A 23971-nucleotide genomic window follows, 5' to 3' on the forward strand; every position below is an offset into this window, starting at 1 on the left:
GGCGACCGGCGCTACGGCCGTGGGCGGTGCTCCCGGACACCCGGACCCCGAGCGCACCGCCCACCCGACGGCCCGCCCACCCGACGGCCCGACCACCCGACGGCCCGCCCACCCGAGGGCCCGTCCGCCCGTCACCGGTCCGCCCGTCAAACGTCCGCCCGTCACCCGTCCGGCCCGCGCGTTCGCCCCGCGGCTCGGCTCCGGCGCCGGTACAGGTCCGTGACGGAGGCCGCCGCCCGTGCCAGTTCCTCGCGGGCCTCGGACGGCGCCAGGACCTCCAGCCGGTCGGCGAACACCAGCAGTTGCCGCACCTCCCGGACGACCCCGTACGACAGCCGGGCCGTCACCCAGGGGCTCTCACCGTCGTCCTCCGGCAGCGCGGCCAGCGCGGACGCGGTCAGCCGCTGGAACATGTCGAGGACCTCACGGCGCACCCGGACCGTCACCTCTAAACCGCCCGGCCGCTCCTCGACCTGCCGGCGCAGCACCTCCCAGACGTCGGCGAGTTCGACGCCCGGACGCCGCCGCACCGGGTCCGGCAGCAGGGTCGCCGAGCGCACCCGGTCCGCGCGGAAGAGCCGGGGGCCGCCGCGGCGGTCGGCGACCAGGTACCAGACGCCCGCCTTCGAGACGAGCCCGTACGGGTCCACGGTGTACGTACGCGGGGTGGTGGCGCCGCTGTGCCGGTAGCGCAGCCTGAGGCGGCGGTCGGCGAACACCGCGTCCTGGAGGGTGTCGAGGTCGAAGGCGGGCTGTGGGCCGCCCTTCCAGCGCGTGGCGTCGACCAGGATGCGGCGGCTGGTGGCCTCGGCGGCCGGGCGGTGCGGCGCGGGCAGGGCGGCCATCACCTTGCGCAGCGCGGAGCCGAGGGCGGCGTCGAGGCCGAGCGCGGCGTGCGCGCCCTGGGCGGCCAGGATGAACAGGGCGCGGGACTCGTCGGCGGTCAGGCCGGTGACGTCCGTACGGAACCCGGCGAGCAGTTCGATGCCGCCATGCCGTCCGCGCTCCGCGTACACGGGGACGCCGGAGGCCGAGAGGGCCTCGATGTCGCGGTAGATCGTGCGCACCGACACCTCGAGCCGCTCGGCGAGTTCGTGGGCGGGGACGCGGCCGCGGGTCTGGAGCAGCAGGAGGATCGACAGCAGGCGGTCGGACTTCACGCGCACAGGATCGCGGGCGGGGATCGGGTGCGCAAATGTTGACGGGAACTGTCAGGTTATGGCGCGAGCCTGTGGTCGTCCCTCGCGGACCCGAACCGGACAGAGACGGAGAGCACCACGATGACGACCGACCCCCGCCCCATGTACGCGCGCGCCGCCGAGCAGATGGCCGCGCTGATCAAGACCGTACGGCCCGAGCAGCTCTCGGGGCCGACGCCGTGTACGGAGTTCGACGTACGGACCCTGTTGTCGCACATCGTCGGCGGCACCCGGCGTATCGCGCAGGTGGGCGCGGGCGGCGACGGGATGGCCGTACGGCCCTTCGTGGACGGCGTCCCCGACGACGGCTGGCCGGCCGCCTATGACGAGGCCAGGAGCGAGGTGCAGCGGAACTGGGCGGCCGACGGCCGGCTGGACGCGCCGGTGCGCGTGCCGTGGGGCGAGACGCCGGGCCGCGACGCGCTGGCCGGATACGTGATGGAGTGCGTGGCCCACACCTGGGACCTCTGGCAGGCGCTGGGCCGGCCCGGTGATCTCGACCCGGAACCGGCGGAGTTCGCGCTCGCGGTGGCCCGCCGGGTCCTGCCGGACGGGGAACGGGGCGACGACCTTCCGTTCGCCTCGGCGGTTCCGGCCCCCGAGGGAGCGGATGCCCATGCGCGCCTGGCGGCGTGGCTGGGGCGGCGTCCGCTCGGCGCGTAGGGCGGGGGGCCGGGGGTGCGGCTGTGCGGCGATGTGGCTATGCGGCGGTGCCGCCAGGGTGGGTTTCGCCCCCGCCGCCCTTACCCGTTCCCGTCCCCAGGGGCTTCGCCCCTTCGACCCCACCAGGGGCTCCGCCCCTGAACCCGCCGGGGACTCCGTCCCCCGCCCCTGGCAGGGCTTCGCCCCTGCACCCCGCCCGGGACTCCGTCCCCCGCCCCCCTGGCAGGGCTCCGCCCCTGCACCCCAACCCGCGCGTGCCCAGCCGCCCCGCCCGATCTGCGCCCCAGCCCGCGCGAGCCCGCCCGCCCGATCTGCGCCCCGACCCGCCCGTGCCCGCCCGTGCGACCTGCGGCCCAGCCCGGTCACGGGCTCCGCCCCGCCCCGGCCGCGCGTGCTCGCGGGTGGTTCGGTCAGCCCAGTCGGACGCGGGCCAGTTGGCGGGACTGGGCCACCAGGCGGTCGTCGGTGTCCCAGACCTCCGCGTCCTCCTCCAGGAAGCCGCCGGCGAGGTTGCGTGTGGTGATCGACACCCGCAGGGGGCCCGGGGCCGGGCGGGAGCGTACGTGCGTGGTCAGCTCGATCGTCGGCACCCAGCCGGAGATGCCCATCTCGAAGGCGGTGGGCGGCAGTGCGTCCACCGCGAGCAGCAGGGACAGGGGGTCTGCGTCCCGGCCGTCGGCGAGACCGAACCACGCCCGCATCTCCCCCTTGCCGGAAGGCGCTCCGAGTGCCCAGCCCAGGGTGGCCGGATCCAGCTTGAGCATCAGCCGGTCGGTGATGGCCGAGCTGCCGGGGACCGGCGCCGGACCGTCCTGCGGACCGAAGCACTGCTCCAGGGGCGGCATCGCGGGCGGCCGCGCGCTCGTACGGACGTCGTCGGGCAGGGAGTCCAGGTCCCCGTACGAGGCGAGGACGCGGATGCGCTCCACCTCGCGGCCGTCCTCGTCGTACTGGAAGAGGGACGCCTGGCCCGTCGAGAGGGTGCGGCCCGTGCGCACCACCTCCGTGCGTACGACGGCCGGGCCCGGCTGCGACGCCGTCAGGTAGTGCGCCGAGATCGTGAAGGGGTCCGGGTGCGGCAGGGCGTCCGCGAGGGCGCGGCCCAGCACGGCCAGCAGGTAGCCGCCGTTGACGGCGTTGATGATCGTCCAGCCGGCGGAGAGGTCGATGTCGTAGACGCCGGGTTCCCGTCGGGTGACCGCGGTGTCGCGGTCGAACTCGCTGTCGCCGATCGTGGCCCGCGTGGCCCCTGCGGTAGCTGCTTCTGGCATGCCGGAACGGTACAACAGGAAATTACTAAGCGGTAGCTTTGAAGGGGCGCACAGAGATGCGGACGCTGAATCTCCGCGCGATTTCCGCCATTCTCAGGTGAGGTTTCGGCAATTTCTCGGTAAGTGTCCCCACTCGTCCGTGACCGATGGCCCGCCGGCTCCCTCTCAGAAGACGTACAGCCAGTTTCGCCCGTTCACAGGAAGAGCCGCATAGCCGATGAGCCTGACCGGGACGCCGTTCCTCATCACGTCGATCGTCCTCTTGGCGGTCGCCCTCATCCTGCCGTTCTTCCTGTGGTCGCGGCTCAGGGGCCCGTTCCTGCTGCGCCAGGCCGTCCGGGGACTGATGCTGCTGTTCGCCCAGGCGACGGCGGTCACTCTCGTCTTCGTCCTGGTGAACAACGCCAACGGCCTCTACGACAACTGGTCCGACCTGTTCGGCACGGGCAACCACGTGCAGCAGGCCGCCGACCTCGGCAAGGACGGCACCGGCGGCATCCAGGTCAGCTCGCTGCCGAAGGTCCACCAGACGTTCACGCCGGCCGACGGCCCGGGCATGCACGCGGCCGGCGGGGTGCGCGTCACCCAGCTCAAGGGCCGGGTCTCGGGCGTCGACGCCGAGGTCTACGTGTGGCTGCCGCCGCAGTACGACGACCCGGCCTACAAGGACAAGAAGTTCCCCGTGGTGGAGCTGCTGTCCGGCTACCCGGGCTCGGCCAAGGCCTGGTTCGGCTCGCTGAAGGTGCACGAGCAACTGCTGCCGTTGATGAAGAGCGGGCAGGTGGAGCCGTTCATCCTGGTGTCCCCGCGCACCAACCTGATCGCCAAGGTCGACACCGGATGCGCGAACATCCCGGGGACCGTGAACGCCGACACCTGGCTCAGCGTCGACGTGCCCAAGATGATCATGGACAACTTCCGCGCGCAGGCGGCGCCGGACGGCTGGGCGGCCGCCGGGTACTCCGCGGGAGCCCACTGCGCCGCGAAGCTCGTGGTCGCGCACCCCGACCGCTACCGGGCCGCGATCAGCCTGTCCGGCTACAACGACCCGATCGGCGAGCGCAACTCCCTGGCCGCGCAGAGCGTTCAGCTACGCCGCCAGAACAACCCGTACTTCATCCTGAAGGGCTACCGCACCCCGCCCCGCGTCTCGCTCTACCTGTCCGGCGAGTCCGGCGACGGCTACCAGGCGGCCGCGGCCCTGCAGGAGATCGCGAAGCCGCCGACGCGGGTGCGCGCGGTGCTGATCCCGCGCAGCGCCGGCGGGCACAGCATGGCCCTGTGGCGCCCGCAGATCCCGACGGTGTTCACCTGGCTGAGCCAGCAGATGACCGGCCAGGCCACGGGGAGCCTTCCTCAGCCACATTGGACCGCCGGTTCCAAGCGCGCGGAGCTCGCCAGTGGTACTTCATCGCCATCAGGCGTAGTACGAAAGCGGTGACGACGGCGAGCCCCGAGGTGAGCGGGGTGAGGGCGCCGAACCGTATGCACAGCGCCACCATGGTGGCCCCGACGATCGCCGGGACCGCGTAGAGGTCGCGGTCCCAGCGCAGCAGCGAGGGCACCTCGTTGGCGAGCACGTCGCGCAGGACACCGCCGCCCACGGCCGTCGCGAGGCCGAGGGCGGCGGAGGCCGTCAGGCCGAGCCCGTAGTCGTACGCCTTGGTGGTCCCCGCGACACAGAACAGACCGAGGCCCGCCGCGTCGAAGACGTTGACGGCGACCTGGATGCGCTCCACCTGCGGGTGGAGGAAGACGACCAGGAGGGCGGCGAGCAGCGGGGTCAGGAAGTACCCCAGGTCCGTGAACGCGGCCGGCGGCACGGCGCCGATGATCACGTCCCGGAACAGCCCTCCGCCCAGCGCGGTGACCTCGGCGAGCACGGCGATGCCGAACACGTCGAAGTTCTTCCGGACGGCCAGCAGGGCGCCGGAGATCGCGAAGACGAAGATGCCGACGAGATCCAGCGTGTGCTGGACGGAGGGGCTGAAAAGTTGCTGGAGCACCCTTACATTCTCACCCATGCAGGCGAGAACACCTTACAAACCAAGGTGTAATCCCGGTGTCGCCTAGATTACAGGGACGGCTTTCCGGTCGTGTAGAGCCACTTCTGGAACAGGTCGTCGAGCCGCTGCCCCGAGATCTTCTCCGCGAGCCGGATGAAGTCGCCGGTGTTCGCGTTGCCGTAGCGGTGGAGCGCGGTCCAGGCGGGCAGCAGCTTGAAGAACGCCGTGTCGCCGATGCGCTCGCGCAGCGCCTGGAGGGTCATCGCGCCCCGCTGGTAGACCGCGGAGGCGAACATGGTGTCGCGCTGCGGGTCGGCCACCTTGATCTGCCAGAAGGCGTTGTCGGCGGGGCGGGAGTCGTAGGCCGCGCGGAAGGAGTCGTGCGCCGAGCCGGTGCCCTTGTGCTCGGCCCACAGCCACTGGGCGTAGGTCGCGAAGCCCTCGTTGAGCCAGATGTCCTTCCAGCGCTCCACCGAGACCGAGTCCCCGAACCACTGGTGGGCCAGTTCGTGGACGATCGTCGTCTCGTTGCGGACCGCCGAGTACGCGGGCTTCGACTGGACCTCCAGGGAGAAGCCGGCCTCGGGCATGTCGTCGACGATGGCGCCGGTCTCCTCGAAGGGGTACGGCCCGAAGACCTTCGACCAGTAGTCGGTGGCCTCGGCGGTGACGGCGTACACGTCGACGCTGTTGCTGTTCTTCAGCACGGGGTCGATGGCGACGTAGACCGGGATCCCGGACGGCGTCTTCCCGGTCCGCACGTCGAACCTGCCGATGGTCGCCGTCGCCAGGTAGGTGGCCATCGGCTTGGACTCCCGCCAGTGGGTGACGGTCTGGTCCCCCTTGTCGTACGTCGACACGAGCCGTCCGTTGGAGACCGCTGTCAGGCCCTTGGGCGCCTTGATGCGGATGTCGTAGGTGGCCTTGTCGGAGGGGTGGTCGCTGGACGGGAACCAGGTGGAGGCGGCGTTGGGCTCGCAGGCGACGAAGACGCCGTCGGCGGTCTTCATCCACCCGTACTTGGAGCCGAAGACGATGGGGCCGCCGAGGGGCTGCGGGATGCCGCCGTAGGTGACGGCGACCGTGAAGTCGCGGCCCTTGGGCAGGACGCCGCGCGGGGTGATGCGGATCTCGTCGCCCTGGCGCGTGAAGCGGGCGCGTCTGCCGTTCACCTCGACCTTCGTGACGTCGAGCTGCTGCAGGTCCAGGTCGAAGGAGGTGAGGCTCTGGGTGGCACGGGCCGTGATCGTCGTCAGGCCGTCGAGTCGGCCAGTGTCCGGGGCGTACGCCACGTCGAGTGCGTAGTGGCGGGCGTCGAAACCGCCGTTGCCGAGCTGCGGGAAGTAGGAGTCGCCGATGCCGTCGGAGCCCGGGGCCGGGGCGGAGGACGCCGCGACGGCGAGGAACGAGGCCGCCGCGGTGGCCAGGACGCCTAAGCGCGCCGAACGTGCCGAACGGGAGAGTGCCATGGAGTCATCCCTTCGAGCGTGCGTCGATCGGTCGATCGGACGGTCACGCCAGACTCTGCGCTCTCCCGTTCAGGCATGTACATGACTTTACCAAGTCGTCATGCGTTACTTGTCGCTTGACTCCTGACGGTCGGTCTCCGACCCCTCCGGCCCGGCTTCGGCGGACTCCCCGACGGGCGTCTCCTCTGCGGGCGTCTCCGCGGCGGAGGCCTCGGCCGTGTCCTCCGCGGAGGTCTCGGCCGTCTCCCCGGCGGACGCCTCGGCCTTGACGCCGGTCTCGACCTTGGGCGCGGCCTCGGCCTTCGGAGCGGTACCCGCCTTGGAGGGCGCCTCCGCCTCGGGGGCCGCCTCGGCCGGCTCCTCGGCCTCCGGGGTCCCCTCGGCCTCCGGGGTCTCCTCGGCCTCGGCCGACGCCGGATCCGCCACCTCCGCGGCCACCGCCGCCGACGTCTCCGCGGACTCCGCCAGGACCTCGTCGGCCACCAGCTTCGCCGCCTCCTTGGCGTCGGACAGCAGCACCGTGTCCTGCGGTGCCTGGTCCTCGAAGTTCTCCGGGTGGTGGCAGGCCACCCGCTGGCCCGGCTTCAGCTCCAGCAGTTCCGGCTCGGTGGTCCGGCAGATCTCCGTCGCCTTCCAGCACCGGGTGTGGAACCGGCAACCGCTCGGCGGGGCGATCGGCGAGGGGACGTCGCCCTTGAGCAGGATGCGCTCGCTCTTGGCGTTCTTCCGCTTCGGGTCCGGGATCGGGACCGCCGACATCAGCGCCTTGGTGTACGGGTGCATCGGCGCCCTGTACAGCGCGTCGCGGTCGGCCAGCTCGACGATCTTGCCGAGGTACATCACCGCGATCCGGTCCGAGACGTGCCGGACGACCGAGAGGTCGTGGGCGATGATCACGTACGTCAGGCCGAGCTCCTGCTGGAGGTCGTCGAGCAGGTTGACGACCTGCGCCTGGATCGACACGTCGAGCGCGGAGACCGGCTCGTCGGCCACGACCAGCTTCGGGTTGAGCGCGAGCGCGCGGGCGATGCCGATGCGCTGGCGCTGACCGCCGGAGAACTCGTGCGGATAGCGGTTGTAGTGCTCGGGGTTGAGCCCCACGACCGACAGCAGCCGCTGCACTTCCTTCTTGATGCCGCCCTCGGGCGTGACGCCCTGCAGCCGGAAGGGAGCACCGACGATGGTGCCGATGGTGTGGCGCGGGTTCAGCGACGAGTACGGGTCCTGGAAGATCATCTGCACGTCGCGGCGCAGCGGGCGCATCCCGCTCACCCCGAGGTGCGTGATGTCCTTGCCCTCGAACTCGACCTTCCCGTCCGTGGGTTCGAGCAGCCTGGTGATCAGCCGGCCCATCGTCGACTTGCCGCAGCCCGACTCGCCCACGACGCCCAGGGTTTCACCGGCCCTGACCTCGAAGTCGAGGCCGTCGACCGCGCGCACGGCCCCGACCTGCCGCTGGAGCAGGCCCTTGCGGATGGGGAAGTGCTTCTTGAGGCCGGTCACCTTCAGCAGGGTCTCGCCGGGTGCGGCGTCCTTGGTGAGGGTGGCACCGTCGCTCTGCGCAGGAATCGTCACTGCTGTGTCTTTGGGGTTCTCGCTCACAGCTTCGGCGCAATCTCTTCGGTCCAGATACGCTCCCGCTGCTCCTGCGACATGTGGCAGGCGGCCCAGTGCCGGCTGCCGACCTCGGTCAGCTCGGGCCGGACGGTGCGGGTGACGTTGTCCTTCGGGACGTCGGCGTACGGGCAGCGCGGGTTGAAGGCGCAGCCGGACGGGACGTTGATCAGGGAGGGCGGGGAGCCCTTGACCGGGATCAGACGCTCCTGCTGCTCGCGGTCCAGGCGCGGCATCGAGCCGAGCAGGCCCCAGGTGTAGGGGTGGCGGGGCTCATAGAACACCTTCTCGGCCGGGCCGCGTTCCACGCAGCGGCCGCCGTACATCACCAGGATGTCGTCCGCCAGTTCGGCGACGACGCCCAGGTCGTGGGTGATGACGATGACGGCGGAGCCGAACTCCTTCTGCAGATCGCGGATGAGGTCGAGGATCTGCGCCTGGACGGTCACGTCCAGGGCGGTGGTCGGCTCGTCCGCGATGAGCAGTTCGGGGTTGTTGACCAGCGACATCGCGATCATCGCGCGCTGGCGCATACCGCCGGAGAACTCGTGCGGGTAGTTGTCGACCCGCTTGTCCGGCTGCGGGATGCCCACCCGGTCGAGCATCTCGATCGCCCGCTTGCGGGCGGTCTTCTTGTCGACGTCGTGGTGGATCCGGTACGCCTCCACGATCTGCTGGCCGATCGTGTAGTACGGGTGCAGCGCGGACAGCGGGTCCTGGAAGATCATCGCCATCTCGCGGCCGCGCATCTTGCGCACCCGGTCGGGGTCGGCCGACAGCAGCTCGGTGCCGTTCAGCCAGATCTCGCCGGAGATCTGCGCCTTGCGCTTGCCGTACTGGCCCGTGGTGTGCAGGCCCATGATGCCGAGCGAGGTGACGGACTTGCCGGAACCCGACTCGCCCACGATGCCGAGGGTCTTGCCCTTCTCGAGCTGGAAGCTGAGCCCGTCGACGGACTTCACCAGACCGTCGTCGGTCGGGAAGTGCACCTTCAGGTCGCGCACTTCGAGGAAGGCGGTGGGGGCGGGCGAGTCGCTGGTGGGCTCGCCCAGGGCCGTTCCGGTCCTGCTGGGTTCGGTCATGCCAGCCTCACTCGGGGGTCGATCGCGGCGTACAGGATGTCCACCACGAGGTTGGCGACGATCACCGCGAGCGAGGTGATCAGGGTGACGCCCAGAATGAACGGCAGGTCCTGGTTCTTGATGGCGTCCAGCACCTTCTGGCCCAGACCGGGCAGGCTGAAGGTGGTCTCGGTCAGGACCGCGCCGCCGATGAGGGCGCCGAGGTCCATGCCGAGCATGGTGAGGATCGGCGTCATCGTGGAGCGCATGGCGTGCTTGCCGATGACCACCTGCTCCTTGAGGCCCTTGGCGCGCGCGGTGCGGATGTAGTCCTCGCCGAGGATCTCCAGCATGGTGGCGCGGGTGATCCGGGCGTACATCGCCGCGTACAGGAACGCGAGCGTGATCCAGGGCAGGATCATGCCGCCGAGCCAGCCCGTGAAGCTGTCGCCGATGGACACGTACTGGCCGTCGATCCAGCCCAGTCCGTAGCTGAAGATCGCCAGGCTGAGCAGTCCGGTGAAGTAGATGGGCAGCGAGACGCCCGCGAGGGCGATGACCATCGCGCCGCGGTCCCAGAGGCTTCCGCGCTTCAGGGCGGAGAGCACACCCGCCGCGACACCGAAGACCAGCCACAGGATCGCGGCGCCGAGCGCCAGTTCCAGGGTCACCGGGAACCGGTCGGTCAGCACCGGCCAGACGGCCTGTTCGCTGCGGAAGGAGTAGCCGAAGCAGGGCGCGGCGCAGTGGGTGACGTCACCGCCGGCCGCGTAGGTGCGGCCCACGAAGATTCCCTTGAAGAACTGCCAGACCTGAGCGTAGATCGGGTCGCCCAGGCCCAGCTTCTGCCGCACCGCCTCCACGGCGGCGGGGTCCGCCTGCTTGCCGACGAAGTTCCGGGCGATGTCGACGCCCGCCCACTTGGGGACGAGGAAGAAGATGCAGAAGACCACCAGGATGATGACCACCAGCATCACTGCGGCGGCGATCAGCCGCCTGATGAGGTAAGCGAGCACAGCTTACGGCCCGCCGCGAGCCCGCGGGCCACCGGAGGACGTCCGGTGGCCCGCGGTCACGCCGCGCCGGCCTTCACCTGCCTTTCGTGCCGTACGGCGGGTGTGCCGGGATTACTTCGTGTCCTTCAGGCCCAGGTTGACGAAGTCGTAGACGCCGCTGTATCCGTTCGTCGTGTACACGTTGGCCAGTCGCGAGGAGCGCCAGTCGATGTACTTCTCGAAGACGAACGGCAGGTAGTAGCCGCCCTCCATCACCTTGTGGTTGATCTGCGTGGCGATCTGGGCCTGCTGCGACGTGTCGGTCGCCTTGACGTACTGGTCGAACAGGCCGTCGATCGTCTTGTCGTTGATCATCGCAAAGTTGTTGTTACCGCTCTGCGTGATGTACTTGCTGTCCCACAGCGGCAGACCGTAGCCCTGGACGGACGGGAAGTCCGGGCCCCAGCCCATGATGATGATGCCGTAGCCCTTCTTCTTCACGTTGTCGGGGCTGCCGATGACGCTGGCGTAGTTCGCGCCGTCGTACTGGTCGATCTGGGCGTTGATGCCGACCTTCTTCAGCGACGCCTGCAGCGACTGGGCGGTGGCCACCTCGGTCGGCTTGTTGTTGCGGACGGCGATGGTGGTGCTGAAGCCGTTCGGCTGGCCGCAGGCCTTCAGCTCCTCCTTGGCCTTGGCGGCGTTGCCGTTCTTGTTCGCGCCGGCCATCTGGAACGGGTCGTACTTCTGGCCCTCGGCACCCGGCACGGCCGGCGGCAGCATGTTGGTGCCGATGTCACCACCCGCGATCGGGCCACCGCGCGCGGTCTGCAGCGACACGTGGTCCGCGCCGTAGAGGACGGCGTTGCGGCAGTGGATGTTGTCGAACGGCTTCACGGTCGTCGGGAAGGCCGCGTAACGGATGTAGCCGGACGTCGGGTTGTCCAGGTTGGCCTTGTGCTGCTTGAGGGCGATGGTGCGGCCCTGCGGCGACATGCCGTTCTGGCTGAAGTCCAGGTCGTAGTCACCGGCGATCAGGCGCTGGTCCATGTCGTCGGAGTTGGTGAAGTACTTGATGCTGATCTTGTCCGGGTACGCCTTGCGGACCGGGTCCGAGGACGCCTTCCAGTTGCTGTTGCGGACCAGCATCAGTTCCTTGCCCGGCTCGTAGGACTGGAACTTGTACGGGCCGGAGGAGAAGGGGTGCAGACCGTACTTGGACTTGGTGTCCTTGTCCTGGCGGACCGGGGACGCCGCGGGCATCGCGAGCATCTGCAGGAAGTCCGAGTTGGCCTCAGGCAGGTGGAAGACGATCGTCTTGTCGTTGGGGGTGTCGATCGCCTTCAGGCCCAGGTGGTCCGGGGAGGAGTCCTTGTACGGGCCCTTGTACGTGTTCTTGGGGTCGAGCACGTTCTTGAGGTAGATCGGGCCGCCCGACAGGACGTCCTGCGCCCAGGAGCGCTCGATGCCGTACTTGACGTCCTTGGAGGTGAGCGGCTTGCCGTCCTCCCAGGTGAGCCCGTCACGCAGGGTGAAGGTGTAGGTCTTGCCGCCGTCGGAGACCTTGCCCATGTCCGTGGCCAGGTCCGGCGTGAGCTCGGAGCCCGCAGCACCGGGTTCGGTCTTGTAGGTGACGAGCTGACGGCTGTAGTAGCGCATGAAGTCCCACACGACGCCGTAGTAGGCACGCGTGGTGTCCCAGGAGTCGGCGTCCTGGACGGTCGCGAACTTCAGCTCGCCGCCCTTCTTCACCTGCGAGGCCTGGGCGACCTTGTTGTTCGCGGCGTTGAACCCGGCCGCGCCGTTCTTCGAGCCGCCGCCGTTGTCACCGCCGCCGCACGCCGCCGTGGTCAGCAGCCCGGCGACCACGGCGGCAGCGGCCATGGCCTGCTTGCGCCGCCCTGAGGTGCGTTGGGTAGTCACGATCTCGGATCCTCCGAATAGATGAGAGACCCCGTGCATGTGCCACGGGTCGCTGGGGGTACGGCAGTTAGCGGGAGCCCTTGGGGTCCAGCGCGTCGCGCACGCCGTCACCGAAGAGGTTGAACGCAAGGACGGTGATGAAGATCGCCACGCCCGGGACCACCATGTACATGGGGTCCGAGTTGTAGTAGTCGATCGCGCTGGAGAGCATCTGACCCCAGGAGGCCGTGGGGGGCTTGACGCCCACACCCAGGAAGCTCAGGGCCGCCTCGGTCAGGATGTTCGTCGGGATCATCATCGTCATGTAGACGATGATCGGCGCCACGAGGTTGGGCAGCAGTTCCTTGAAGAGGATGTAGAACCGCCCGGCGCCGAGGGAGCGGGCCGCCTCGACGTACTCGCGTTCACGCATCGACAGTGTCTGGCCGCGCACGACGCGTCCCACGTAGGGCCAGCCGAAGAAGCCGATGACCACGATCATCACGAAGACGCGCACGCCCGTACCGCTCAGGCCCAGCATCTGGCTCGGCATGACCGAGACCAGCGCGATGATGAACAGCAGCTGGGGGAAGGCGAGAAGGCCGTCCATCACCCGGCTGATGACCGAGTCGACCCAGCCGCCGAAGAAGCCGGCGAGGATGCCCAGCACCGTGCCGAAGACCACCGCGACCAGCGCGGAGAGGAAGCCCACGAGCAGCGAGATCTGGGCGCCGTAGAGGATGCGGGCGAAGATGTCGCGGCCGTTGACCGGTTCGACGCCGAGGAGGTGGTCGCCGCTGATACCCCCCAGGGACCCCGTCGGCGTTCCGAAGAGCGGGTCGATCAGGTTCTCGTGGTACGCGTCGGGATCCTGTCCGACCAGGTTCGTGATCACCGGCGCGAGAATCGCGACCAGGACCAGCAGCAGGACAACGATGCCACCCGACAGGGCCAGCTTGTCCCGCTTCAGGCGCTCCCAGGCGATCCGGCCCAGGGAACGCCCCTGGACGGCCTTCGCATCGGCGCTGGCAACGGCCGCTTCCTCGGCAGCACTCGCGGCCGCTTCCGCAGTCGGCTCGTGCAATGGTGCCGTCATCTGGCAGGGACCCCTCTCAACCGGCGGTGACCGGCCCGCACTTGCCGCGGTGGCGGCATGACTCAGTCCGTCGTACACAGGGGCGAAACCCCTTGAAGCCGGAGTCTTCAATGCTTCGCCGATCAGTGACCAGACTTGACGGGGAAAGGATGCATAAACGTGATGCGGACTGGGGAGATCCGTTATCCGGACAGCGGGTAACGCGGGCCGGACGCAGGCAAATTGGGCGAGACCGGACGAGAGTGGGACTATCCACCCTCATCTACGCGCGAAGAAGGGCTCCGAGTGCCGGACGGTGTCAACTGCCGTGCACTACAGGGGTGTCAGTACGCCCCGCGTGCCGGCGGGTAGCCGTAGCCGCCGGCCGCGGGCGCCGGTGCCGTGGCGTGGGCCTCGCGGTCGTAGAACGGGCGGGTGCTGGCGCGCAGCCACATCGCCACCGGGTCGTGCTCGTCGGACAGCGCGACCGTCGACACCGGCAGGCCCTCGGGGACGGCCGTGACGGACTGCTGCATCATCGCGCGCACCGAGTCGACGGCGGGCGGCGAGGTGTCGTAGACGTCCAGGCCGATCGCCAGGTACGGGGCGCCGAGGGAGGGCTGCACCCAGGCGCGGCGCAGGGAACGCACGGCGGGGGTGCGGTGCGCGTTCTGCGTGAGCAGGGCGTAGAACTGCGGGATCTCGATGGCCGGTTCCGACAGCCTCAGGGGGCCCGCGGGCTGGCGCTCCAGGCCGGCGGCGATGCGGCGCAGGTCCGGCCAGGGGATGCCGACGCCGCCGCCGGGGGCGTGCGGATTGAGCCACAGGCCGTAGTGACCGGGGTAGAGGGCGCGGGCCACGTCGGCGCCGTCGATCACCTCGTAGGAGCGGGTCCAGCCGCTGGCCGAGAGTTCCTGGGCCGAGGTGACGCAGGGCGCGTAGCCGTGGCCGTCCACCTCCATGGTCGCGTACTGGGCGTCGGGCGAGCCGGCCTGGCCCTGCCACAGCAGCATCCAGACCCTGCCGGTGGACGGGGTCGCGAGCGCCTGCAGGAGCGCCTCGTAGGCGTCGTAACGCCCGGGCGTCACCTGGCGCAGCATGTGCTCGACCTGGCCGGCCGCGGTGCCGCTCGCGCTCACCCCGCTCACCCTTTACCGCCCCTTCGCTGACGATGTGCTCCGCATATGAAACCAGGTTAGGCGGGTCCGCTGACAGCCGGTGCGGGGTGGCTGCCGCCGGCCGCGGTGTCCAGGAGCTCGGGGTCTGCTGCCGGTCGGCGGGCGCGGGTCGTTCATGGCCGGGCGCCCAGTTCCCCGCGCCCCTGAGGGGGCGCCCTTGACGGGACGCCCTGCTCAGTAGCCGTGCTGGTAGAACGGCCGGACCTGTTCCCTCATCCACTCGGCCACCGGGTCATCGGTCACGTCCAGGAGGACGAGGTTGACCGGCCAGGGGACCGCCGCCTTGGCCAGGGCGCGGCCCAGGGCGTCCATGGGGAGGGCGCGGAGGTCGCCCTCCCACTGGGAGAGTTCCACGCCGACGAACAACACCGGGTCCGCCGTCTCGATGGCGGCGAGGCAGCGGCGTGCCGTACGGACCACGCCGATCCCCGCGAACTCGGCGGACGCGGCGGCGAGGAAGTCCACCGGGTCGTCCTGCCAGTCCGGCTCGAAGAGGCGGACGCGGCCGCCGCTCGCGGGGCCGTCCAGCGGGGTGCGTCCGACCCGGCACAGTTCGGCCACCGCGTCGGGCGGCAGGGGTATGCCGACCACGCCCTCCGGGTTGACCGCGATGCCGACCTGCGGGGGCAGCCCGCGGGCGAACTCGACGGCGGGCGCGATCGTGTACGACATGTGGCCGCCCGCGACGTGGCGGAACTGCTCCTCCGAGCTGAACACCGGGACGTACGCCTGGCCCTCGATCTCCAGGGTGGGCAGGTCGAGGGGGCCGCTGTGCGGGCCGCCGCCGTTCGGCAGCGGCACCCACAGGAAGCTGCGGCCGAGCACCTCGATGATCCGGCCGCCCGCCGCGGGCATGCCGAGGGAGGCGGAGAGCACCTCCTCCAGTTCGTTGCCCGGCCATCCGCCGTGCGGATGGGGGTGCGCCTGTGCCGGGAAGTCCGGGGGGAAGCCCGCGGGAAGGTCCGCCGGGAAGTCCATCTGCCTCATCACCTGCCGAGTACCTCTGGTGTGGCGAAAAGGCTAACGGGTGCACGGACCGGGCGATTCATTCCGCTCCTTCCGCCCAGTCCGCGAAGTCGATCCGGCGCAGCACGTCCGCCGCGTCCCGGTCGAGCAGGACCGCCGAGCCGCAGCCCTCCGGGAGCCGGCCCCCCTCCACGGCGCGCAGCAGGTGCCGGGTGGCGCGACGGTGCCGCAGGAAGGCGTACCGGGAGACGCCTCGGCCACGCTGCCGCTGGCCGTCCAGGGCGGTGTCCTCGGCGACGTCGAGCAGGACCAGGTGCAGGGTGCCGCCGCGGCGCCGGGCCTCGCGGGCCAGCCAGGTACGCACCCACGTCTGGGTGCCGCAGTCGTGCACGACGACCCCGGTGCCGGCACGCAGGGCGCGGCGCAGGCCCGCGTAGTGCGCCAGGCGGACCAGGGGGCGGTAGACCGCGTACGGCAGGAACCGGGCCAGGCGCGCGTCCCAGCGGTCGCGGGTGTCCTGGGAGTCGACGCATGCGCCGCGCACCGCGCGCCGCATGAGTGTGGACTTGCCGCTGCCGGGCAGGCCGGTGACCACGACGAGGTCGCGGACGCCGAAGGTGAGCCCGTACGGACTGCGGCCCCCGCGGTCGCGCAGATCCCGGACCACCGGCGCCGGCACCGGTGCGCCGGCAGCCCGGGCCGGGGCTCCGGGCTGCCGGGGTACCGCGACACCCGTGGTCGTGGCGTACGCCGTCGTCCTGTTCACCGTGATCGTCCTCCCTTGCGGTCAGGAAGTCCCATCCCCGCCGAATGTAAAGAGAAGGTAATGGAAGACGTCTTGCGATTTCGTGCGCGTACCGCCACAAGCCGGTTACAGATACGACCGGAAGCCGGTCGCCGGCGTGGCCGGAGCCCGTACGGACGCCGCGGGAACCGGTCCCGGCGCGACCCTGATCCGTCCCCCGGCGCGACCCGAAGCCCGTCCCCGGCGTGACCCGAAGCCGTCCCCGGCACGACCTTCAGCCCGTCCCGCCAGGGCCCGAAGCCGTCCCCGGCACGACCTTCAGCCCATCCCGCCACGGCCCGAAGCCGTCCCCGGCGTGACCCGAAGCTAGTCCCGGCGCGCCCCGAAGCCCGTCACCGACGCGGCCCGGGACCGGTTGCCCATGCGGCCTGCCGCGACCGGGCGAGGCGTGCAATGATGTGCGCGCCAACTGCATACCGGCCGCTTGAATCCGCGCGGGAGAGTTCCGGGGACGTACGGGGTACGTACGTGGGCCCGGGCGCCGAAGGAGCAAGTCCCTCCCTTGAATCTCTCAGGCCCCGATACCGCGCGGGCGAGGCACATCTGGAAAGCGGGCCGCTTCGCCGTGGCTCCACCCAAGGTGCAAGCCGTGACGACCCGCCGCGCGGGGGCGTTCATGGCGAACCTCTCAGGTTCCGATGACAGATGGGGAGGACCGACCTCGCCCGTCCTGCCCTGCCTTGGGAGCACAACCGATGAGCAGTAGTAGCCCCCTGCGCCGTACCGCGCTCGATGCCCTGCATCGTTCGCTCGGCGCGACGATGACCGACTTCGCCGGCTGGGACATGCCCCTCAGGTACGGCTCCGAGCGCGACGAGCACGTCGCCGTCCGCACCAAGGCGGGGCTGTTCGACCTGTCGCACATGGGCGAGATCACGGTGACCGGCCCCGAGGCGGACCGGTTCCTCAACCAGGCGCTGGTCGGCGACATCGCCTCCGTCCGTGTGGGCCGCGCCCGCTACACCATGATCTGCCGGGAGGACGGCGGCATCCTGGACGACCTGATCGTCTACCGGCTCGCCGACGCGCAGTACATGGTCGTGGCCAACGCCTCCAACGCCCAGGTGGTGCTGGACGCGCTGACCGAGCGCGCCGCGGGCTTCGCCGCCGCGGTCCGCGACGACCGGGACGCCTACGCGCTGATCGCCGTCCAGGGCCCCGAGTCCCCCGGCATCCTGAAGTCCCTCACCGACGCCGTCCTCGACGGCCTGAAGTACTACGCGGGCCTGCCCGGCACGGTCGCGGGCGTCCCCGCCCTCATCGCGCGCACCGGCTATACCGGCGAGGACGGCTTCGAGCTGTTCGTCGCGCCCGAGCACGCCGAGCAGCTGTGGCGGGCGCTGACCGAGGCCGGCGCGCCCGTCGGTCTGATCCCCTGCGGGCTCTCCTGCCGGGACACGCTGCGCCTGGAGGCGGGCATGCCGCTGTACGGGCACGAGCTCAGCACCTCGCTGACGCCCTTCGACGCCGGGCTCGGCCGGGTGGTGAAGTTCGAGAAGGAGGGCGACTTCGTCGGGCGCGCCGCGCTGGAGGAGGCCGCGTCCCGTGCGCAGGAGAACCCGCCGCGCGTCCTCGTCGGCCTGGTCGCCGACGGCCGGCGCGTGCCGCGGGCCGGATACCCGGTCGTCGCGGGCGGCGAGGTGATCGGCGAGGTCACCTCCGGGGCGCCCTCCCCCACGCTGGGCAGGCCGATCGCGATGGCGTACGTCGACGCCGCGCACTCCGCGCCGGGCACACCCGGGGTCGGGGTGGACATCCGGGGCAGCCACGAGCCCCACGAGGTCGTGGCGCTGCCGTTCTACAAGCGCCGGAAGTAGCCACTCGGCGGGCGGGTGACGCGATCCCGCGCACCTCCGCCGTGCTCACGCACGTCTCCAGAAGTACTCCCTTCACCACCACTCCCCCGCGTACAGGAGAATCCAGGCCATGAACAACCCCCAGCAGCTCCGCTACAGCAAGGAGCACGAGTGGCTGTCGGACGCCCAGGACGGCGTTGCGACGGTCGGCATCACGGAGCACGCGGCCAACGCCCTCGGCGACGTCGTCTTCGTCCAGCTCCCGGAGGTCGGCGACACGGTGACCGCGGGTGAGACCTGCGGCGAGCTGGAGTCGACCAAGTCGGTCAGCGACCTGTACTCCCCGGTCACCGGCGAGATCACGGAGGTCAACGAGGACGTGGTCAACGACCCGTCGCTGGTGAACTCCGAGCCGTTCGAGGGCGGCTGGCTGTTCAAGGTGCGCATCTCCGAGGAGCCGGCCGACCTGCTGTCCGCCGACGAGTACGACGCCCACATCGCCGGCTGAGAACGGACCCGCAGATGACCCTCCTGAACACGCCCCTGCACGAGCTCGACCCGGATGTGGCCGCCGCGGTCGACGCCGAGCTGCACCGGCAGCAGTCCACCCTGGAGATGATCGCCTCCGAGAACTTCGCCCCGCTGGCGGTCATGGAGGCGCAGGGCTCGGTCCTCACCAACAAGTACGCCGAGGGCTACCCGGGCCGCCGCTACTACGGCGGCTGCGAGCACGTCGACGTCGCCGAGCAGATCGCCATCGACCGGATCAAGGAGCTGTTCGGCGCCGAGTACGCCAACGTGCAGCCCCACTCCGGCGCCTCCGCGAACCAGGCGGCGCTGTTCGCCCTCGCCCAGCCCGGGGACACCATCCTCGGTCTGGACCTGGCGCACGGCGGTCACCTGACCCACGGCATGCGGCTGAACTTCTCCGGCAAGCAGTTCGACGTGGTCGCGTACCACGTGGACGAGACCGGCCTGGTCGACATGGCCGAGGTCGAGCGGCTCGCCAAGGAGCACCGCCCGAAGGTGATCATCGCCGGCTGGTCGGCGTACCCGCGACAGCTCGACTTCGCCGAGTTCCGCCGGATCGCCGACGAGGTCGAGGCGTACCTCTGGGTCGACATGGCGCACTTCGCCGGCCTGGTCGCGGCGGGACTGCACCCGAACCCGGTGGAGTACGCGGATGTGGTCACCTCCACGACCCACAAGACCCTCGGCGGACCCCGCGGCGGCATCATCCTGGCGAAGAAGGAGTTCGCGAAGAAGCTGAACTCCTCCGTCTTCCCGGGCTTCCAGGGCGGCCCCCTGGAGCATGTGATCGCGGCCAAGGCGGTGTCCTTCAAGGTCGCCGCGTCGGAGGAGTTCCGCGAGCGCCAGCGCCGTACGGTCGAGGGCGCGAAGATCCTCGCCGAGCGGCTGACGGCCGCCGACGCCCGCGAGGCCGGGGTGAACGTTCTGACCGGCGGCACGGACGTGCACCTGATCCTGGTCGACCTGCGCGACTCCGAGCTGGACGGGCAGCAGGCCGAGGACCGCCTGCACGAGGTCGGCATCACGGTCAACCGCAACGCGGTCCCGAACGACCCGCGCCCGCCGATGGTGACCTCCGGTCTGCGCATCGGCACGCCCGCCCTGGCCACCCGCGGCTTCACGGCCGAGGACTTCGCGGAGGTCGCGGACGTCATCGCCGAGGCGCTCAAGCCGTCCTACGACGCCGAGGCGCTGAAGGCCCGGGTGAAGGCCCTGGCCGACAAGCACCCGCTGTACCCGGGTCTGAACAAGTAAGTCACTTTTGCGGGGCACCGCGCACACTGGGAGTACCGGCGTGCGCGGTGCCCGCATCCCTGTACCGCCTTTCGCACCACCCCCGTATTGAGGAGTCACCCGTGGCCATCTCGGTCTTCGACCTGTTCTCGATCGGCATCGGCCCGTCCAGCTCCCACACGGTCGGTCCGATGCGCGCGGCGCGCATGTTCGTCCGTCGGCTGCGCAACGAGGACCTGCTGGCCCGGGTGGCGTCCGTGCGCTGCGAGCTGTACGGCTCCCTCGGCGCGACCGGCCACGGCCACGGCACCCCGAAGGCGGTCCTGCTCGGCCTGGAGGGTGCCTCCCCGCGCACGGTGGACGTCGAGAGGGCCGACGAGCGGGTGGAGGAGATCAGGGCGGCGGGCCGCCTGAAGCTGCTCGGCGAGCACGAGATCCCCTTCTCCTTCGACGACGACCTGGTCCTGCACCGCCGCAAGGCCCTGCCGTACCACGCCAACGGCATGACGATATGGGCGTACGACGCTTCCGGCGCGGAGCTGCTCTCCAAGACGTACTACTCGGTCGGCGGCGGCTTCGTCGTGGACGAGGACGCGGTGGGCGCCGACCGCATCAAGCTCGACGACACGGTCCTGAAGTACCCCTTCCGCACGGGCGACGAGCTGCTGCGTCTGACGAAGGAGACGGGCCTGTCGATCTCCTCCCTGATGCTGGAGAACGAGCGGGCCTGGCGCGGCGAGGAGGAGATCCGGGTCGGCCTGCTGGAGATCTGGCAGGTGATGCGGGAGTGCGTGGCGCGCGGCATGTCCCGGGAGGGCATCCTGCCGGGCGGTCTGAAGGTGCGTCGCCGCGCGGCCGTCACCGCGCGCCAGCTTCGCGCCGAGGGCGACCCGACGGCCCGCGCGATGGAGTGGATCACGCTCTACGCGATGGCGGTGAACGAGGAGAACGCGGCCGGCGGCCGGGTCGTGACCGCGCCCACGAACGGCGCCGCGGGCATCATCCCGGCGGTCCTGCACTACTACATCAACTTCGTGCCCGGCGCGGACGAGGACGGGGTCGTCCGCTTCCTGCTCGCCGCGGGAGCGATCGGCATGCTCTTCAAGGAGAACGCGTCCATCTCCGGCGCGGAGGTCGGCTGCCAGGGCGAGGTCGGCTCGGCCTGCTCCATGGCTGCGGGCGCGCTGGCGGAGGTGCTGGGCGGCACGCCGGAGCAGGTGGAGAACGCGGCCGAGATCGGCATGGAGCACAACCTCGGCCTGACCTGCGACCCGGTCGGCGGTCTGGTCCAGATCCCGTGCATCGAGCGCAACGGCATGGCCGCGGTGAAGGCGGTCACGGCGGCCCGCATGGCGATGCGCGGCGACGGCTCGCACAAGGTCTCCCTCGACAAGGTCATCAAGACGATGAAGGAGACCGGCGCGGACATGAGCGTCAAGTACAAGGAGACGGCGCGGGGCGGGCTCGCGGTGAACATCATCGAGTGCTAGGGAAGTAGTCCCTGACCAGCGCGTTCGTGTCTTTCAGCGCTGTCGGGTCCTTTCCTGCCTACGCGGCGGAAAGTCCCTGGAACCTCCCTGGGACAGGCGTGAAAGTCCCTGAGAAGTCCCTGGGACAGGCCGACTCACCAGCCCCGAGCGCGCTTCGATTACGCCGTCTCGCGCATGAACATCGTCCCGCCCACCGAAGCTGTCGCCCGTCACGTAAGCACAATCCTCGCCGGAGCCGGGCTGCACGGCCACAAGTACGCCCTCGATGCGATCGTGGCCGCCACCGCACTCGTCTCACCCTCCCCGGTGACGGTTCTGACCTCGGACCCCGAGGTCCTCCTCATGCTGTGCGGCCCCGGCGTCCACGTCTTCAACGTGAGGACGACGGTTCAAGACTCAGTGAGCCGGCTGCCTCGTCTGTGCGTTGCTGAGGCCACGGCGGTACCGAGCAGTGCTCGGCGGGTCCGGAGCCGTCTCTCGTTCAACACGGCCAGAATGTAAGGGATCCCTTCCATCAAGTCAGGGACGCTTGACTCCATGGAAAGGAGACCTTACATTCCTCGCATGGCAAAGCAGGTACAGCAGGACCATGTGACGCGCGCGGCCCGCCGCGCTGTACTCATCGACGGCATACCCGTGTCCGCTTTGGGCGTGATAGCCCTGGCTCTGGGCAGCAACCCCCATCAGAGCACCGCCCAGAAGGCCTGGTGGATCGCGACCACCGCCGTCTTCACCCTCGCGATCGCCTGGGTGCTGCTGCGGGCATTCCGGCGCGCGGACGAGTACCTGCGCCGGATTCAGCTGGAGAGTATGGCCATCGCTTTCGCCGCAGTCCTCGTGGGGCTGCAAGTGGCCACTCTGCTCGATGCCGCAGGTGTCATCCAGCTCCATCAGCTCGCGCAATTGATCCTCCTCGGCGGCGTGGCAATCTGGATGACGATCGCGGACTTGCGTACCCGCCTGAACCGGTGAGGGCGCGTTGTGAAGAACCGACTACGCGAACTGCGTGCAGCTCGCCGGTGGAGCCAGGCCGACCTGGCCGACCGGTGCCAAGTCTCTCGGCAGGCCATCAACGCCATCGAAACCGAGCGGTACGATCCCAGCCTGCCTCTGGCGTTCACCATCGCCGACGTCTTCGGCCTGACCATCGAGGAGATCTTCCGTCCTGACCGGACGGAAACGACGGACAAGCCTGCCTGATATCGAGCCTTCTCATGCCCCTGCCTTGCCTCACAGTGAGTCCGCACATGCCCGCGGGGCTCGCGGTCGACGCCCTCGCGTGCCGCCCGCGTCACGTCCGGGCCAGCAGCAGGTCCTCCCCCGTTGACGGGCGCAGGCCGTCGGGGCGGTCGGTGAAGTAGCGCTCGGTGTGCGAGGCGCCCGAGATGTGCCGGGCGTCCTGGAAGCCGGCTGCGCGGGCCAGGTTCAGCATTTCGCGCGGGGTGTAGAAGCTGAGGAACGGCGTGCCCGATGCCCGTGCCCCCGCCTCGCTCGCCCTCAGGCCGGGGCGGTCGGCCTCGGCGACGAGGTCTTCCGGGAGCAGGAAGGTCAGGGCCAGGGTCGAGCCGGGTGCCAGCGCGGCGATCTGGCGCAGGGTGGCCGCGGTGGCCTCCTTGGTGAGGTACATCGTGACGCCGGTGGAGGCGATGACCGCCGCACGGCCGGGATCGAAACCGGCCGCGGTGAGCCGCTCCAGCCAGGAGCCGACGCCCGCTTCGAAGTCCACCGGCACCAGGTGCAGCCACTCCGGGACGCCGAGGCCGAGTTCGGCCAGGCGGCGGCGCTTCCAGGCCTGCGGGCCCGGCCGGTCGACCTCGAAAACCCGCAGCCGGGAGGCGGTGTCCGGCTTGCGCTGGGCGAAGGTGTCCAGGCCTGCGCCCAGGATGACGTACTGGTCGACGCCGCGGTCGGCCTGCTCGGCGACCAGGTCCTCGACGAAACGGGCGCGGGCCACGATGGCAGCACGGAACGCCCTGGTGGCGTCCGGGTCCATGTCCGGGCGGTCGCGCCAGTCCGGCTCGGGGTCCGCGAGCCGCAGGCCGATCTCGTCCTCGAACACATGGGGCGGCGGGTCGACCTGGACGTGCATCGCCCGCCACAGGGCGCACCGTACCGCCGTGCCGTCCGGCGCCTCGGTCCGCTCGCCGGTCACGACTGGTCCTTCCGGGGGGCCTGAAGGCTCCACAGCCGTCCGTCGGGGTCGCGGACCGTCATCATGCGGGTCCCGAAGTGGGTGTCCTCGAACGGCGTGACCACCTCCACGGCGGGATCGGCGTGGAACGCGTCCGCGTCCGGCACCTTGAACACGATCTCCGTGCGCGGCTCTCGGTCCTCGGGGATCTCGGCGATGAAGACGGACGGGCCGTCACCGTTGCGGAACTGCCCGGAGTTGTGGTCGGTCGCGAACTCCAGGTCGTAGCCCAGGGCTTGGAAGAAACGCGCCGCCCTGCCCCAGTTGTGCGTCTCCAGGAACACCGCTTCGATGCCCTCGGTCGCCATGTCAGCTCTCCCTCTCGGTCGACTGCTGTTCCTGCCGTCGGGCGTCGTCGAGGTAAGCACGCAGCGCGTCCTGGACCAGAGCCGACAAGGACATTCCCGACTCGATGGCGCGGTACTTGACCTGCTTGATCAGCCCGATCGGCAGGTACACGTTGAACTGTTTGACTTCCTCGTCACCCACGCCGTCGAGGCTAGCATGCTAGCAACCTAGCCGCACT

22 protein-coding genes, 2 pseudogenes and 2 riboswitches are annotated in these 23971 nt (G+C 70.2%); of the genes and pseudogenes, 9 read left to right on the plus strand and 15 right to left on the minus strand.

Annotated elements, in window-relative coordinates; translation table 11 throughout:
• Window positions 1-161: 161 nt before the first annotated feature.
• Complete coding sequence (locus tag ACZ4SW_RS30380) at window positions 162-1160, minus strand: helix-turn-helix transcriptional regulator (protein WP_468251917.1); 999 nt, start codon at window positions 1158-1160, stop codon at window positions 162-164.
• Between the two features lie 120 nt (window positions 1161-1280).
• Here ACZ4SW_RS30380 and ACZ4SW_RS30385 point away from each other — a divergent pair, with 120 nt between their 5' ends.
• Complete coding sequence (locus tag ACZ4SW_RS30385) at window positions 1281-1862, plus strand: TIGR03086 family metal-binding protein (protein ID WP_468251918.1); 582 nt, start codon at window positions 1281-1283, stop codon at window positions 1860-1862.
• Window positions 1863-2272: 410 nt separating this feature from the next.
• On the opposite strand, the gene ACZ4SW_RS30390 is transcribed toward ACZ4SW_RS30385, so the two are convergent.
• Entirely contained in the window at window positions 2273-3133 is an 861-nt protein-coding gene (locus ACZ4SW_RS30390; protein ID WP_468251920.1) for a thioesterase family protein, read from the minus strand.
• A gap of 556 nt (window positions 3134-3689) precedes the next feature.
• Here ACZ4SW_RS30390 and ACZ4SW_RS30395 point away from each other — a divergent pair.
• Window positions 3690-4373: pseudogene (locus ACZ4SW_RS30395) on the plus strand (alpha/beta hydrolase); the annotation flags it as partial.
• A 67-nt stretch (window positions 4374-4440) separates the two neighbouring features.
• Here ACZ4SW_RS30395 and ACZ4SW_RS30400 read toward each other — a convergent pair.
• The 10 genes from ACZ4SW_RS30400 to ACZ4SW_RS30445 all read right to left on the minus strand — a co-directional run bounded on the left by ACZ4SW_RS30400 (window position 4441) and on the right by ACZ4SW_RS30445 (window position 16171).
• Window positions 4441-5139, minus strand: coding sequence for a trimeric intracellular cation channel family protein (locus ACZ4SW_RS30400; RefSeq protein ID WP_468251975.1), 699 nt, complete (start codon window positions 5137-5139; stop codon window positions 4441-4443).
• A gap of 68 nt (window positions 5140-5207) precedes the next feature.
• Window positions 5208-6608, minus strand: a complete 1401-nt coding sequence (locus ACZ4SW_RS30405) for a M1 family metallopeptidase (protein WP_468251921.1) — start codon at window positions 6606-6608, stop codon at window positions 5208-5210.
• Between the two features lie 105 nt (window positions 6609-6713).
• Window positions 6714-8183 (minus strand): ABC transporter ATP-binding protein, encoded by a 1470-nt coding sequence (locus ACZ4SW_RS30410; RefSeq protein WP_468251923.1) that lies wholly within the window; start codon window positions 8181-8183, stop codon window positions 6714-6716.
• A 23-nt stretch (window positions 8184-8206) separates the two neighbouring features.
• Window positions 8207-9304 carry an ABC transporter ATP-binding protein gene (locus ACZ4SW_RS30415; RefSeq protein WP_468251924.1) on the minus strand — a complete coding sequence of 366 codons (1098 nt, stop codon included), beginning with the start codon at window positions 9302-9304 and terminating at the stop codon, window positions 8207-8209.
• Window positions 9301-10299 (minus strand): ABC transporter permease, encoded by a 999-nt coding sequence (locus tag ACZ4SW_RS30420; RefSeq protein WP_468251925.1) that lies wholly within the window; start codon window positions 10297-10299, stop codon window positions 9301-9303. Before ACZ4SW_RS30420 ends, ACZ4SW_RS30415 begins: the two co-directional genes overlap by 4 nt.
• 111 nt (window positions 10300-10410) lie before the next feature.
• Entirely contained in the window at window positions 10411-12201 is a 1791-nt protein-coding gene (locus tag ACZ4SW_RS30425) for an ABC transporter substrate-binding protein (protein WP_468251927.1), read from the minus strand.
• 67 nt (window positions 12202-12268) lie between these two features.
• Window positions 12269-13276, minus strand: a complete 1008-nt coding sequence (locus ACZ4SW_RS30430) for an ABC transporter permease (RefSeq protein ID WP_468251928.1) — start codon at window positions 13274-13276, stop codon at window positions 12269-12271.
• A gap of 323 nt (window positions 13277-13599) precedes the next feature.
• A complete protein-coding gene (locus ACZ4SW_RS30435) occupies window positions 13600-14394 on the minus strand; it encodes an enhanced serine sensitivity protein SseB C-terminal domain-containing protein (RefSeq protein ID WP_468251977.1) in 795 nt (264 codons plus the stop codon).
• Window positions 14395-14607: 213 nt separating this feature from the next.
• Entirely contained in the window at window positions 14608-15411 is an 804-nt protein-coding gene (locus tag ACZ4SW_RS30440) for an enhanced serine sensitivity protein SseB (RefSeq protein ID WP_468251978.1), read from the minus strand.
• 67 nt (window positions 15412-15478) lie between these two features.
• Window positions 15479-16171: an AAA family ATPase gene (locus ACZ4SW_RS30445; RefSeq protein WP_468251979.1), complete on the minus strand. Its 693-nt coding sequence runs from the start codon at window positions 16169-16171 to the stop codon at window positions 15479-15481.
• Window positions 16172-16629: 458 nt separating this feature from the next.
• Window positions 16630-16741: riboswitch (glycine riboswitch) on the plus strand.
• Window positions 16742-16859: riboswitch (glycine riboswitch) on the plus strand. It begins immediately after the preceding riboswitch.
• Between the two features lie 40 nt (window positions 16860-16899).
• On the opposite strand from ACZ4SW_RS30445, the gene gcvT reads away from it, so the two are divergent.
• The 7 genes and pseudogenes from gcvT to ACZ4SW_RS30480 all read left to right on the plus strand — a co-directional run bounded on the left by gcvT (window position 16900) and on the right by ACZ4SW_RS30480 (window position 22454).
• Window positions 16900-18021: a glycine cleavage system aminomethyltransferase GcvT gene (gene gcvT, locus ACZ4SW_RS30450; RefSeq protein ID WP_468251930.1), complete on the plus strand. Its 1122-nt coding sequence runs from the start codon at window positions 16900-16902 to the stop codon at window positions 18019-18021.
• 109 nt (window positions 18022-18130) lie between these two features.
• Entirely contained in the window at window positions 18131-18508 is a 378-nt protein-coding gene (gene gcvH / locus ACZ4SW_RS30455) for a glycine cleavage system protein GcvH (protein ID WP_468251931.1), read from the plus strand.
• Between the two features lie 14 nt (window positions 18509-18522).
• Window positions 18523-19785: a serine hydroxymethyltransferase gene (gene glyA / locus ACZ4SW_RS30460; protein WP_468251933.1), complete on the plus strand. Its 1263-nt coding sequence runs from the start codon at window positions 18523-18525 to the stop codon at window positions 19783-19785.
• A gap of 101 nt (window positions 19786-19886) precedes the next feature.
• A complete protein-coding gene (locus tag ACZ4SW_RS30465; protein WP_468251934.1) occupies window positions 19887-21254 on the plus strand; it encodes an L-serine ammonia-lyase in 1368 nt (455 codons plus the stop codon).
• Between the two features lie 144 nt (window positions 21255-21398).
• Window positions 21399-21632, plus strand: a pseudogene (locus tag ACZ4SW_RS30470) (DNA-binding protein); the annotation flags it as partial.
• 186 nt (window positions 21633-21818) lie between these two features.
• On the plus strand, window positions 21819-22226 hold the full coding sequence (locus ACZ4SW_RS30475) for a hypothetical protein (protein ID WP_468251935.1): 408 nt from the start codon (window positions 21819-21821) through the stop codon (window positions 22224-22226).
• Window positions 22227-22235: 9 nt separating this feature from the next.
• Window positions 22236-22454 (plus strand): helix-turn-helix transcriptional regulator, encoded by a 219-nt coding sequence (locus ACZ4SW_RS30480; RefSeq protein WP_468251937.1) that lies wholly within the window; start codon window positions 22236-22238, stop codon window positions 22452-22454.
• Window positions 22455-22545: 91 nt separating this feature from the next.
• Here ACZ4SW_RS30480 and ACZ4SW_RS30485 read toward each other — a convergent pair whose 3' ends face one another.
• From ACZ4SW_RS30485 to ACZ4SW_RS30495, 3 genes are read right to left on the minus strand one after another with little or no spacing between them, the layout of a single operon-like run.
• Entirely contained in the window at window positions 22546-23406 is an 861-nt protein-coding gene (locus ACZ4SW_RS30485; RefSeq protein WP_468251938.1) for a class I SAM-dependent methyltransferase, read from the minus strand.
• Window positions 23403-23753, minus strand: a complete 351-nt coding sequence (locus ACZ4SW_RS30490; RefSeq protein WP_468251939.1) for a VOC family protein — start codon at window positions 23751-23753, stop codon at window positions 23403-23405. Before ACZ4SW_RS30490 ends, ACZ4SW_RS30485 begins: the two co-directional genes overlap by 4 nt.
• Window position 23754: 1 nt before the next feature.
• A complete protein-coding gene (locus ACZ4SW_RS30495; RefSeq protein WP_468251941.1) occupies window positions 23755-23934 on the minus strand; it encodes a CopG family transcriptional regulator in 180 nt (59 codons plus the stop codon).
• Window positions 23935-23971: the final 37 nt, after the last annotated feature.

The organism is Streptomyces sp. NPDC028331 (genome assembly GCF_055565775.1).

Coding starts and splice junctions, on each gene's coding strand:
- ACZ4SW_RS30385 (WP_468251918.1), top strand. CDS start 1,281: ATGACGACCGACCCCCGCCCCATGTACGCGCGCGCCGCCGAGCAGATG.
- ACZ4SW_RS30390 (WP_468251920.1), bottom strand. CDS start 3,133: ATGCCAGAAGCAGCTACCGCAGGGGCCACGCGGGCCACGATCGGCGAC.
- ACZ4SW_RS30405 (WP_468251921.1), bottom strand. CDS start 6,608: ATGGCACTCTCCCGTTCGGCACGTTCGGCGCGCTTAGGCGTCCTGGCC.
- ACZ4SW_RS30415 (WP_468251924.1), bottom strand. CDS start 9,304: ATGACCGAACCCAGCAGGACCGGAACGGCCCTGGGCGAGCCCACCAGC.
- ACZ4SW_RS30430 (WP_468251928.1), bottom strand. CDS start 13,276: ATGACGGCACCATTGCACGAGCCGACTGCGGAAGCGGCCGCGAGTGCT.
- ACZ4SW_RS30440 (WP_468251978.1), bottom strand. CDS start 15,411: ATGGACTTCCCGGCGGACCTTCCCGCGGGCTTCCCCCCGGACTTCCCG.
- gcvT (WP_468251930.1), top strand. CDS start 16,900: ATGAGCAGTAGTAGCCCCCTGCGCCGTACCGCGCTCGATGCCCTGCAT.
- gcvH (WP_468251931.1), top strand. CDS start 18,131: ATGAACAACCCCCAGCAGCTCCGCTACAGCAAGGAGCACGAGTGGCTG.
- glyA (WP_468251933.1), top strand. CDS start 18,523: ATGACCCTCCTGAACACGCCCCTGCACGAGCTCGACCCGGATGTGGCC.
- ACZ4SW_RS30475 (WP_468251935.1), top strand. CDS start 21,819: ATGGCAAAGCAGGTACAGCAGGACCATGTGACGCGCGCGGCCCGCCGC.
- ACZ4SW_RS30490 (WP_468251939.1), bottom strand. CDS start 23,753: ATGGCGACCGAGGGCATCGAAGCGGTGTTCCTGGAGACGCACAACTGG.